Here is a 10,714-nt window from a genome sequence, read left to right as displayed (position 1 = left end):
ATTTCCTGCGCTCGACTTGCATGTATTAGGCACGCCGCCAGCGTTCGTCCTGAGCCAGGATCAAACTCTCCAAAGAATTTGATATAGCTCTTTAAAAATGACGAAGCTTGCGCTTCATTCAAACATTCTAAAACTTTTTTTGCCTCATCGTTCAGTTTTCAAAGACCAAATGTTGTCGTGTTAGCGACTTTTTAATAATAGCGATTTGACTTTTTAAAGTCAACCGTTTTTTATTATTTTTTTAATTCGCTTTCTGTTGTTCGTGTGTGAACAGCAGCGACGTTTATTAATATATCAGCGCCCCCCATTTTCGTCAACTGTTTTTCTAAAAAAACTTTATTTTTTGTTTCACAATCTGTAACTGAACGAAAGAACGTTTCAAACAAACAAGCCCAGACGAATGTCTGAGCTTGTACTAGTACGCTGTCACGATGATTTAGATGACACACGTTTCTTCGTTTTGGCCTTTCCAGCTGTCGACGGTTTGACGCTCTCTGCCTGAGCAGGTGCTTGGAAGCGATGCAGCATCAAGACTTGATACGCATTGGCAAACACGAGCGTCGCTAACGCCGGCCACAAGAGGGCGATTTCATCCGTCGCCTGTAGGGCTGGAATCCATTCGATCAACGTGATGACGATCATCAAGAAGAGCGTCGGGATGAACGCACTCGCGTTCGTCTGCTTCGCCTTACTCGTCGCGATAATCCATGATACCATCACCAACACGACCATTTCACCGATATAGCGCCACATATGATCGTTGCCGAACGCGAGCATGCGAAGATATACCGCATCAAATAACGCAAAGGCGATCAATAGCACTTGCACGCGATTCCATAACCTTGGTCCTCGGAACAAGTCCAATCCAACCCGGTGGACAATCAAATAAGCAAAGAATCCCATCATGCTAATTCCCGTCCACGTGCTCGAGTAGCTAAGCGCCGTGACGATTGCTTCCCAAGATTGACTCACTAAATAACCTGGATTGGCCAATAAGTTCATCACAAACCCAAACAACGTCCCGAAGACGAGCGTCGTCCAAAACAACCTTAAAAATCCTTGTACCTTCATTTGTGAACCATTACCCTTCTATCTGTTGAATGACCGCTTGTGCCAATCCATCGTATGTTTTCTCAAACGGATGTCCGTCCCGATAAACCGATGGGGCAAAGTCTTCTTCGTTTTCGTACGGCTGACCGAGCGGAATTTGAGCGAGCAACTTGCTCTTCAATGCCTCGGACAACTTTTCGCCTCCGCCGTAACCGAAGACATACTCTTTCTCTCCAGTCACTTTGCTTTCGAAGTACGCCATGTTCTCGATGATGCCAAGCACTTTGTGGTTCGTCTTAATCGCCATCGCCCCAGCCCGTGCAGCGACGAACGCAGCGGTCGCATGCGGTGTCGTGACAATCAACTCTTGGCATGCCGGGAGCATCGAATGAATATCGAGCGCGACATCACCCGTCCCTGGCGGTAAATCGAGGAGCAAGTAATCTAGGTCGCCCCATTCGACGTCGTTAAAGAAATTATTGAGCATCTTCCCGAGCATCGGTCCACGCCAGATGACCGGCGCGTTATCTTCGACAAAGAAGCCCATTGAAATGACTTTCACACCGAACCGCTCGACCGGGATGATTTTTTCTCCACGCACGACTGGTCGTTCTTCGATTCCGAGCATATCCGGCACACTAAAGCCATAAATGTCCGCATCAATCAATCCGACTTTTTTCCCGGCCCGCGCGAGCGCGACGGCTAAGTTGACGGAGACCGTCGATTTCCCGACGCCGCCTTTCCCTGATGCGATTGCGATGAACGTCGTACCGGCGTTCTCACGAAGAATCGCCGGCTTTGTCGCTTCTTTCAAGCTCTCGTCATTGAGCGCCTCGAAGCGGAGGCCGACCGTCTTGAAACCTTTTCCTTTGAGCAACGTGACAATCTCTTGTTGAAGTTGAAGCTGTTCCCCGCTCCCGGTTTGACCGAGCGCGACTTTAACACTGACATAATCTTCTTTAATGCGAATATCCTTCACGCCAGCTGTATCTCCAAGCGTACGGTTGATTGTTGGATCGATCAACCCCGCCAATTCTTCACGAACTTGTTCTACTGTAAGCATGTGGTTTCCCCCTAATTTCTGTCTCGCTAACAGTATATCAAAAAAAGCGTTTTCTTGAGGGAACGGAATGCAACAATTTCATGAGCAACAAAAAAAACTCTCCGCCCCAATGGACAGAGAGTTTGAACCAAATTGTTCGAAGATTAACGCTTCGAGAATTGTGGTGCGCGACGTGCAGCTTTAAGACCGTATTTTTTACGTTCTTTCATGCGAGCGTCACGAGTCAAGAAGCCTTTTTCTTTGAGGCTTGGACGGAATTCTGGGTCCGCTTGAAGAAGCGCACGTGATACGCCGTGGCGAATCGCTCCAGCTTGTCCTGTGAATCCACCACCGTTAACGTTAACGATTACATCGTATTTACCTTCTGTTTCAGTCAATACGAGTGGTGATTTTGCCATCATGATCAAAGTCTCATGACCGAAGTATTCTGAAATATCACGGCCATTTACAACAACTTTGCCGTCACCTGCAACGAGGTGAACGCGAGCCACCGAGTGTTTGCGGCGGCCTGTTCCGTAGTAACGTACATCTGCCATCGTTTAGTTCCTCCCTGTGTCCCGATTAACCGCGAAGTTCGTAAACTTCTGGTTTTTGTGCTGCGTGGTTGTGCTCAGCTCCAGCGTAAACGTGGAGTTTGTTGAATGATTGACGTCCAAGTGATCCTTTTGGAAGCATCCCTTTGATTGCGAGTTCAAGCATACGCTCTGGACGTTTTGCGAGAAGCTCTTTTGCAGTTTGTGATTTCAAACCGCCTGGATGACCTGAATGACGGTAGTAAATCTTGTCGTTCAATTTGTTACCAGTCAAGTGGATTTTCTCAGCGTTGATGATGATGACGTGGTCTCCGCAATCAACGTGTGGTGTGAAAGTCGGCTTGTGCTTACCGCGAAGAAGTGATGCTACTTCACTAGTCAAACGACCAAGTGTTTTGCCTTCTGCGTCGATAAGGAGCCATTTGCGTTCTACTTCAGATGCTTTTGCCATGAATGTCGTGCGCATGTGGAATACCTCCTAAAATGTCTGTTTACTTAATTTTTTTAGTGCTTGTTTGATGCTTTATCATAATCCTAGTTTACGGGGCTAAGATTGTGGTTCATCTCTCAATGTGAAAATGAAATGCCAATGAATATAATACGATTTTATAGGGGGAATGTCAATCTACTTTTTCATAATTCACATTCCACAAATATAGACCGTGCGGTGGGGCTGTAATCCCAGCGCTACGCCGGTCTTTAGAAGCGAGCATTCGACTCACATCTGCCGGTTCATATTTCCCTCGCCCGACCTCAAGCAACGTACCAACCATAATCCGAACTTGGTTATAGAGAAAGCCCGAGCCGACGAATCGGAAGTACATCTCATCGCCTGCTTCAACGAGCTCCGCTTCATAAATTGTTCTGACGCGGTCCTCCACTTCCGCCTTCGTCACCGAGAAGGACGTGAAGTCGTGGGTCCCGACTAATAGACGAAGCGCCTGGCGCATCCGCTCATGATCGAGCGTATACGTGACCGTCACGGCATGGTGGCGTCGGAACGGATCGGCGTCGGAACGGAAGAAATAGCGATACTCTTTCCGTTTCGCCCCGTAGCGTGCGTGAAACGAAGCATCGACTTCTTCAGCCGCTTGGACGAGGATATCATCCGGTAACATCGCATTCAACGCTTTAACGAACCGGTCGACCGGCATCGAGAGGTGCGTATCGAAGTGCAAGACTTGCCCTCTCGCGTGGACCCGAGCATCCGTACGCCCTGAGGCCACGACTTTCACGGCTCGGCTATGCATCCGCGCCAAGACGGCCTCCACTTCGGCTTGAATGGTGGTTCCATTCGGTTGTACCTGATAGCCTGCATAGTTCGTCCCGTCATACGCTACCGTCAGTTTGATTCGTTTCATCCAATCCCTCGCAATCCGATTAGAATGAGTGTCACGATGACGAAGATGAGGAGTAACGCCGTATCACGGCGATGCCACGTCATCTCACGCAACCGTGTCCGCCCTTCACCCCCACGGTACCCTCGAGCTTCCATCGCCGTAGCGAGGTCCTCAGCACGTTTAAACGCAGATACGAATAAAGGGATCATGAGCGGGACGACCGCCTTGAGGCGATCCATGATTGGACCGCTCTTCAAATCGACCCCTCGCGCCTGTTGGGCCTTCATGATCCGATCCGTCTCGTCGGCCAACGTCGGCAAGAACCGGAGCGAGATGGACAACATGAGGGCGATCTCATGGGCTGGTACCCGGAACCGCTCTAACGGACGGAGCCCGGCCTCAATCGAGTCGGTCAGTTCCATCGGCGTCGTCGTCAGCGTCACGAGCGTCGTCAACATGACGAGATAGAAGAAACGGAGCGAGACGATTAAGCCCATGCGGACACCTTCCGAATAAATGGCGAACGGTCCGAATGAAATCAACTCGGTTCCCTCGCGATTAAAGAACAACTGCAACAACAGCGTAAATAGGATCAGGAATAGAATCATCTTCAGTCCGTTCCATAAATACCGCCACGACAGTTGAGACAATCGCACGGCGAACAACGTGAAACCGAGCAAAAATACGTTCGTCCATAAGTTATCCGCCAAAAAGACGACGGGAATGAAGGCGAGGATAAACAACGTCTTGGCTCGCGCGTCGAGTGTGTGGAGCCAAGAGTGTCCGGGAATGTACTGTCCGATAATCAAGTCGCTCCCCCCCTTCCTAGCTCGAGCGCGATCCAGTCCGCCAATTCGGTCTCTGTTCGGAGAGACGGTGTGGCAACCCCAAACACAGGGGCGAGTTCATTGGCGAAACGGAGCACGTGTGGAATCTCGAGCTGGAGCGTCTCGACAAGCGCCTCGTCTTTGAATAAGTCGAACGGATCTCCGTCAAAGGCGACCTGTCCGCGTTCCATGACGACGACACGTTCCGCATAGGCCAACACGTCATCCATATCGTGCGAGACAAGGATGAGTGTCAAATCGAGTTCTTGTTTTAATCGTTTGAATAACGCCAGCATCTCGCGACGGCCGAGCGGGTCGAGCCCTGCCGTCGGTTCATCCACGACGAGAACGTCCGGACGGCTCGCGAGTACTCCGGCGATGGCGACACGGCGCATCTGTCCGCCGGAGAGATCGAACGGCGAACGGCTCCAAAGCGCTTCATCGAGCCCGACAAGGCGTAAGGCGACATGAGCCCGTTCTTTCGCTTCGTCTTCAGACGCCCCGAAGTTACGTGGACCGAACATGACGTCGCGTTCGACCGTCTCTTCAAATAATTGATGTTCCGGATATTGAAAGACGAGCCCAACGCGGCGCCGAAGCGGGAGTAAGCTTTGCTTTTTATCGCGACGCTTCGTGATCGCACGGACTTCGATATCATCGACGACGACACGACCTTTTGTCGGCCGCAACAGGCCGTTCATATGTTGAACGAGCGTTGATTTTCCAGAGCCGGTGTGGCCAAGAAACGCAACAAGCGCCCCCGACGGAATCATCACATTCACATCGCGCAGCGCGGTTCGTTCAAACGGAGTATTCAATTGATATTGGTAAGTCACTTCTTCAATGCTAATCGGCATAGATGGTTCACCAACTCCGAATGTTGTAGCATCAGACGATCGAGTGGTATGCCCCGTTCCTTCAGTTCGAGTTGCATCCGGACAATAAACGGTACGTCGAGCTGAATGGCTCGTAACGCCTCCGGATTTTGAAACACGTCTTCGGGTGTGCCGGTCATCGCAATCTTGCCTTTCGACAACGCAATGATACGGTCGGCAAACAACACTTCGTCGAGCTCGTGGGTAATGGCGACAACGGTCATCCCTTCTGAGACGAGCTGTTGCACCGTTTCAATCACCTCTTTGCGCCCAATCGGGTCGAGCATCGAGGTAGCTTCATCGAGCACGAGGACATGCGGGCGCATTGCGAGAGCCGAAGCAATCGCAACACGCTGCTTTTGTCCACCGGATAACTGATGCGGTTCACGGTCCGCTAGTTCCGATAATCCAACGCGCGCTAGACTGTCATCAATTCGACGAACCATTTCTTGACGTGGAAGTCCCATGTTTTCGAGAGAGAATGCCACATCATCGCGCACGGTCGCCCCGACAAACTGGTTGTCAGGATTTTGGAAGACGACACCGATCCGTTTCCGAACGTCCCACACGTCTGTGGCGTCCGTTGGATCGAGTGTCTCAACCCGGACTTCTCCTTCTTGAGGAAGCAAAAGCCCATTCCACAACTTCGTCAAAGTCGACTTTCCAGAACCGTTATGGCCAACGATTGCGAGCCATTCCCCTTTGTATACGTCGAGTGACAACCCATTGAGGGCTGGCTCGGTCTGTCCCGGGTAACGAAACACGATATCGCGTACCATAATTTGAGATTCCATCTGCCGACTCCTTTCCGATGTGGAAACAGGGCAATACGTCACCGCATGCCCTGTTGACTGCCTAATGAATTAGACGAGTTCGATGATTACGACTTCCGCACCATCACCGCGGCGTGGGCCGACTTTCATGATGCGTGTGTATCCACCTTGACGTTCAGCGTAGCGTGGTGCCACGTCTTCGAACAATTTTTGGATTGCGTCTTTTTCTCCAGCGTTCTCTTTGCGAACGAATGAAGCTACTTGACGACGGGCATGAAGATCGCCACGTTTCCCAAGAGTGATCAATTTTTCAACGACTGGGCGAAGTTCTTTCGCTTTTTGTTCAGTTGTTTGAATGCGCTCGTTGATAATAAGGTCAGTTGCAAGATCACGTAAAAGTGCCTTACGTTGCGAGCTTGTACGGCCGAGTTTCGAATAAGCCATTACATTTCCCTCCTTCGTTTGAACTTAGTCTTCTTTACGCAAGCCCAAACCGAGTTCGTCCAACTTGAGTTGAACTTCTTCGAGTGATTTACGTCCGAGGTTACGAACTTTCATCATCTCTTCCTCAGATTTGTTTGCGAGTTCTTGAACCGTGTTGATGCCAGCGCGCTTCAAGCAGTTGTACGAACGAACTGAGAGATCGAGTTCTTCAATCGTCATTTCGAGTACTTTTTCTTTTTGGTCTTCTTCTTTCTCGACCATAATTTCTGCATTGAGAGCTTCGTCAGTCAAGCCAACAAAGATGTTCAAGTGTTCTGTCAAAATTTTCGCCCCGAGCGATACCGCTTCTTCCGGACGGATTGAACCATCTGTCCACACGTCTAATAGAAGCTTATCGAAGCTAGCATCTTGACCGACACGTGTTTTATCTACTTCGTAGTTCACGCGTTGAATCGGTGTGTAGATCGAATCGATTGGAATTACGCCAATCGGCATATCATCACGTTTGTTATCTTCTGCCTGGACGTAACCACGACCACGGCGAGCAGTCAAACGCATGCGAAGCGTCGCGTTGTCAGCGAGAGTCGCGATGTGGAGCTCAGGATTCAAGATTTCAACGTCGCTATCATGGGTAATGTCTGCCGCAGTGACAGCACCGGCACTTGAAACGTTAATCTCAAGCGTTTTCTCTTCGTCCGAGTACACTTTGAGTGCTAACTTCTTGAGGTTAAGTACGATTTGCGTGACGTCTTCGACGACTCCGTCAATCGTAGAGAACTCATGAAGTACGCCATCGATTTGAACCGCTGTTACCGCTGCACCAGGGAGCGATGACAAAAGAATTCGACGTAGTGAGTTGCCGAGAGTAGTGCCATATCCACGTTCAAGCGGTTCCACCACGAATTTACCAAACGTAGCATCCTCGCTGATTTCGACCGTTTCGATCTTTGGTTTTTCAATCTCGATCATCTGAACCCCTCCTTGAGTGTATCCTGCCATGCAGCGCGAGCTGCATTGTATATGCTGTTTGTGCTAGGTAAGCCCTTCACACGCACAAGCGATTATACGCGGCGACGTTTTGGAGGGCGGCAACCGTTGTGCGGAACTGGTGTTACGTCACGGATTGCAGTTACTTCAAGACCAGTAGCTTGGAGGGCACGGATAGCCGCTTCACGTCCAGCACCAGGACCTTTAACGTTAACTTCTACTGTACGCATACCGTTGTCCATTGCAACTTTCGCTGCAGTTTCAGCAGCCAATTGTGCTGCGAACGGAGTCGATTTACGTGATCCTTTAAATCCAAGGTTACCAGAAGTAGCCCATGAGATCGCGTTACCTTGCGTGTCAGTGATTGTAATGATTGTGTTGTTGAAAGTAGAACGGATGTGTACCACACCGACTTCAACATGTTTTTTGACTTTACGTTTTGAACGTACATTTTGCTTACGTTTCGCCATTGTTCAATTCCCTCCTTTACTTCTTCTTGTTCGCTACTGTACGGCGTGGGCCTTTACGAGTACGCGAGTTGTTCTTCGTGTTTTGTCCGCGAACAGGGAGACTACGACGGTGACGAACACCGCGATAAGCGCCGATCTCGATCAAACGTTTAATGTTGAGTGAAACTTCACGACGAAGGTCACCTTCAACTTTGATTCCGTCAATTGCTTCACGGATACGGTTGATTTCGTCTTCTGTCAAATCACGTGTGCGTGAATCTTCAGATACGTTTGCAGTCTTCAAAATTTCTTGTGCTCTTGTTTTACCAATACCAAAGATGTATGTGAGCGAAATAACGATACGTTTTTCGCGTGGAATATCTACACCAGCAATACGTGCCATGTGTGCACCTCCTCTTAGATTAACCTTGTTTTTGTTTGTGTTTCGGGTTTTCGCAAATTACCATTACTTTACCCTTACGACGAATAACTTTACATTTTTCGCAGATCGGTTTTACCGACGGTCTTACTTTCATGATTATACCCTCCTCCTGGAAAAATCGGAGTTACTTGTAACGGTACGTAATCCGCCCGCGAGTCAAGTCGTACGGAGACAACTCGACAGTTACGCGGTCACCTGGAAGGATTCGAATATAGTGCATCCGAATTTTCCCTGAGACGTGCGCGAGCACCGTGTGGCCGTTTTCTAACTCCACTTTAAACATTGCGTTTGGAAGTGGTTCGACAACAGTGCCTTCCACTTCAATGACATCTTGTTTCGCCATCATTTATTCCCCTTTCTATATGAAGATATTTAGGAGCACAGACGATCTATCGCATTGTACTGTGAGAGAAGGATCCGTTACGGATCAGCACGAAGCAATAGAGCCTCATTCACCGGAATCGAGTTTCGTTAAAATCTCGTATCCATCGTCTGTGATGGCGATGGTGTGCTCAAAGTGGGCGCACATGCTACCGTCCACTGTCACAACTGTCCAGTTGTCAGCCAGTGTTCGAACATAGCGTTGACCAGCATTGACCATTGGTTCAATGGCTAACGTCATTCCAGTCTTCAGGCGCGGCCCTTTCCCCGGTGGACCATAGTGCGGAATTTGCGGTTCTTCATGCAAATTTTGTCCGACACCATGACCGACGTATTCGCGGACGACAGAGAAATCATGAGATTCCACATACGCTTGAATCGCATGCGAAATGTCTGTCAGACGCTGCCCAGCCTTAGCGTGCTCCAATCCTTTATACAGACTTTCTTCAGTTACGTCAAGTAACTGCTGCGTCTCTGCTGAGATTGTTCCCACTGGATACGTCCAAGCGGAATCTCCATGGTATCCGTTATAGTAGGCACCGATGTCGATTGAGATAATATCTCCATCGTTCAATACCCGCTTTCCGGGAATCCCATGAACAAGCTCTTCGTTCACTGAAGCACAAACGCTACCGGTAAACCCGTTGTAGCCTTTGAACGACGGTGTCGCACCTTGGCTGCGAATGTATTCTTCCGCGATCCGGTCGAGCTCAAGCGTCGTAATACCTGGTTTGATGTGCTCTTTGAGCACCTGGTGTGTTCGAGCAACAATTTGCCCAGCCTCACGCATAATCGCTATTTCACGAGGCGTCTTCGTGATGATCATTCAGTACCACCGAGTAACGCTTTGACATCGGCGTATACGACATCGATTGGACGATCTCCATCCAATGTACGAAGATACCCTTTTTCAGCGTAAAAGTCAATGAGTGGTTTCGATTGCTCGATGTTGACGTCAAGGCGACGGCGGACCGTTTCCTCTTTATCGTCTTCACGTTGCATGAGAGCCGACCCATCCACATCACAGATGCCTTCCACTTTAGGTGGGTTGAAGATCACATGATATGTCGCACCGCACGTCGGGCAGATCCAACGACCTGTCAAACGCGGGACGAGAATTTCCGCATCCACATCGATATTCACGACATGGTCAATCTGTTTTCCCAAATCTTTAAGCAAACTTTCGAGTGCCTCTGCTTGAGCAACAGTACGCGGGAATCCATCGAGTAGGAAGCCGTTTTTCGTATCATCTTGACTCAAGCGCTCACGTACGATTCCGATTGTTACCTCATCCGGTACGAGTTCGCCTTTATCCATGAACGATTTTGCTTCTTTGCCGAGTGGCGTTCCGCCTTTGATTGCCGCACGAAACATGTCGCCTGTCGAAATGTGTGGGATTTGGTACTCTTCGACGATTTTAGCCGCTTGAGTCCCTTTCCCTGCACCCGGTAAGCCCATGAGTACTAGATTCATCTCAGTTAGCCTCCAGTTTTGATTTTCACAACACGTCGTAAACACGACAGGAAGGAAGGGTGTACCCTTCCTTCCGC

The 10,714-nt window shown here is 49.5% G+C and carries 16 protein-coding genes and 1 rRNA gene; all 17 read right to left on the bottom strand.

Going from position 1 to position 10,714, the window contains the following annotated elements; translation table 11 throughout:
* Window positions 1-76, bottom strand: a 16S ribosomal RNA gene (locus KNP85_RS14665); the annotation flags it as partial.
* Between the two features lie 350 nt (window positions 77-426).
* Window positions 427-1,047, bottom strand: coding sequence for a KinB-signaling pathway activation protein (locus tag KNP85_RS14660; RefSeq protein WP_021066633.1), 621 nt, complete (start codon window positions 1,045-1,047; stop codon window positions 427-429).
* Window positions 1,048-1,081: 34 nt separating this feature from the next.
* Entirely contained in the window at window positions 1,082-2,113 is a 1,032-nt protein-coding gene (locus tag KNP85_RS14655) for an Mrp/NBP35 family ATP-binding protein (protein WP_021066632.1), read from the bottom strand.
* 143 nt (window positions 2,114-2,256) lie between these two features.
* Entirely contained in the window at window positions 2,257-2,649 is a 393-nt protein-coding gene (gene rpsI / locus KNP85_RS14650; protein ID WP_021066631.1) for a 30S ribosomal protein S9, read from the bottom strand.
* Between the two features lie 25 nt (window positions 2,650-2,674).
* A complete protein-coding gene (rplM, locus tag KNP85_RS14645; RefSeq protein ID WP_021066630.1) occupies window positions 2,675-3,112 on the bottom strand; it encodes a 50S ribosomal protein L13 in 438 nt (145 codons plus the stop codon).
* A 154-nt stretch (window positions 3,113-3,266) separates the two neighbouring features.
* Window positions 3,267-4,007, bottom strand: a complete 741-nt coding sequence (gene truA / locus KNP85_RS14640; RefSeq protein ID WP_214803777.1) for a tRNA pseudouridine(38-40) synthase TruA — start codon at window positions 4,005-4,007, stop codon at window positions 3,267-3,269.
* A complete protein-coding gene (locus KNP85_RS14635) occupies window positions 4,004-4,795 on the bottom strand; it encodes an energy-coupling factor transporter transmembrane component T family protein (RefSeq protein ID WP_214803775.1) in 792 nt (263 codons plus the stop codon). Before KNP85_RS14635 ends, truA begins: the two co-directional genes overlap by 4 nt.
* Window positions 4,792-5,670 carry an energy-coupling factor transporter ATPase gene (locus KNP85_RS14630; RefSeq protein WP_214716274.1) on the bottom strand — a complete coding sequence of 293 codons (879 nt, stop codon included), beginning with the start codon at window positions 5,668-5,670 and terminating at the stop codon, window positions 4,792-4,794. The genes KNP85_RS14635 and KNP85_RS14630 overlap by 4 nt, the downstream gene beginning before the upstream one ends.
* Complete coding sequence (locus KNP85_RS14625; protein WP_021066626.1) at window positions 5,646-6,482, bottom strand: energy-coupling factor transporter ATPase; 837 nt, start codon at window positions 6,480-6,482, stop codon at window positions 5,646-5,648. Before KNP85_RS14625 ends, KNP85_RS14630 begins: the two co-directional genes overlap by 25 nt.
* A gap of 69 nt (window positions 6,483-6,551) precedes the next feature.
* Window positions 6,552-6,905 carry a 50S ribosomal protein L17 gene (gene rplQ, locus KNP85_RS14620; RefSeq protein WP_012727650.1) on the bottom strand — a complete coding sequence of 118 codons (354 nt, stop codon included), beginning with the start codon at window positions 6,903-6,905 and terminating at the stop codon, window positions 6,552-6,554.
* A 24-nt stretch (window positions 6,906-6,929) separates the two neighbouring features.
* Window positions 6,930-7,874: a DNA-directed RNA polymerase subunit alpha gene (locus tag KNP85_RS14615; protein WP_021066625.1), complete on the bottom strand. Its 945-nt coding sequence runs from the start codon at window positions 7,872-7,874 to the stop codon at window positions 6,930-6,932.
* Window positions 7,875-7,966: 92 nt separating this feature from the next.
* Window positions 7,967-8,362, bottom strand: coding sequence for a 30S ribosomal protein S11 (gene rpsK / locus KNP85_RS14610; protein ID WP_021066624.1), 396 nt, complete (start codon window positions 8,360-8,362; stop codon window positions 7,967-7,969).
* A 16-nt stretch (window positions 8,363-8,378) separates the two neighbouring features.
* Window positions 8,379-8,744 carry a 30S ribosomal protein S13 gene (rpsM, locus tag KNP85_RS14605; protein ID WP_021066623.1) on the bottom strand — a complete coding sequence of 122 codons (366 nt, stop codon included), beginning with the start codon at window positions 8,742-8,744 and terminating at the stop codon, window positions 8,379-8,381.
* 19 nt (window positions 8,745-8,763) lie between these two features.
* A complete protein-coding gene (rpmJ, locus tag KNP85_RS14600) occupies window positions 8,764-8,877 on the bottom strand; it encodes a 50S ribosomal protein L36 (protein ID WP_003156543.1) in 114 nt (37 codons plus the stop codon).
* A 30-nt stretch (window positions 8,878-8,907) separates the two neighbouring features.
* The gene (gene infA, locus KNP85_RS14595) at window positions 8,908-9,126 is read right to left on the bottom strand and encodes a translation initiation factor IF-1 (protein ID WP_021066622.1); all 219 of its coding nucleotides are present in this window, start codon (window positions 9,124-9,126) and stop codon (window positions 8,908-8,910) included.
* Between the two features lie 105 nt (window positions 9,127-9,231).
* The gene (gene map, locus KNP85_RS14590; protein WP_021066621.1) at window positions 9,232-9,990 is read right to left on the bottom strand and encodes a type I methionyl aminopeptidase; all 759 of its coding nucleotides are present in this window, start codon (window positions 9,988-9,990) and stop codon (window positions 9,232-9,234) included.
* A complete protein-coding gene (locus KNP85_RS14585) occupies window positions 9,987-10,637 on the bottom strand; it encodes an adenylate kinase (RefSeq protein ID WP_029594431.1) in 651 nt (216 codons plus the stop codon). The genes map and KNP85_RS14585 overlap by 4 nt, the downstream gene beginning before the upstream one ends.
* Window positions 10,638-10,714: the final 77 nt, after the last annotated feature.

The organism is Exiguobacterium sp. s194, assembly GCF_018618275.1.
GTDB lineage: Bacteria > Bacillota > Bacilli > Exiguobacteriales > Exiguobacteriaceae > Exiguobacterium > Exiguobacterium chiriqhucha.
Note: the sequence above shows the minus strand (reverse complement) of the source record. Positions and strands in the feature narration are given on the sequence as shown.

Coding starts and splice junctions, on each gene's coding strand:
- KNP85_RS14625 (WP_021066626.1), bottom strand. CDS start 6,482: ATGGAATCTCAAATTATGGTACGCGATATCGTGTTTCGTTACCCGGGA.
- rplQ (WP_012727650.1), bottom strand. CDS start 6,905: ATGGCTTATTCGAAACTCGGCCGTACAAGCTCGCAACGTAAGGCACTT.
- truA (WP_214803777.1), bottom strand. CDS start 4,007: ATGAAACGAATCAAACTGACGGTAGCGTATGACGGGACGAACTATGCA.
- rpsK (WP_021066624.1), bottom strand. CDS start 8,362: ATGGCGAAACGTAAGCAAAATGTACGTTCAAAACGTAAAGTCAAAAAA.
- infA (WP_021066622.1), bottom strand. CDS start 9,126: ATGGCGAAACAAGATGTCATTGAAGTGGAAGGCACTGTTGTCGAACCA.
- KNP85_RS14630 (WP_214716274.1), bottom strand. CDS start 5,670: ATGCCGATTAGCATTGAAGAAGTGACTTACCAATATCAATTGAATACT.
- KNP85_RS14615 (WP_021066625.1), bottom strand. CDS start 7,874: ATGATCGAGATTGAAAAACCAAAGATCGAAACGGTCGAAATCAGCGAG.
- rpmJ (WP_003156543.1), bottom strand. CDS start 8,877: ATGAAAGTAAGACCGTCGGTAAAACCGATCTGCGAAAAATGTAAAGTT.
- rpsI (WP_021066631.1), bottom strand. CDS start 2,649: ATGGCAGATGTACGTTACTACGGAACAGGCCGCCGCAAACACTCGGTG.
- KNP85_RS14585 (WP_029594431.1), bottom strand. CDS start 10,637: ATGAATCTAGTACTCATGGGCTTACCGGGTGCAGGGAAAGGGACTCAA.
- map (WP_021066621.1), bottom strand. CDS start 9,990: ATGATCATCACGAAGACGCCTCGTGAAATAGCGATTATGCGTGAGGCT.
- rplM (WP_021066630.1), bottom strand. CDS start 3,112: ATGCGCACGACATTCATGGCAAAAGCATCTGAAGTAGAACGCAAATGG.
- rpsM (WP_021066623.1), bottom strand. CDS start 8,744: ATGGCACGTATTGCTGGTGTAGATATTCCACGCGAAAAACGTATCGTT.
- KNP85_RS14655 (WP_021066632.1), bottom strand. CDS start 2,113: ATGCTTACAGTAGAACAAGTTCGTGAAGAATTGGCGGGGTTGATCGAT.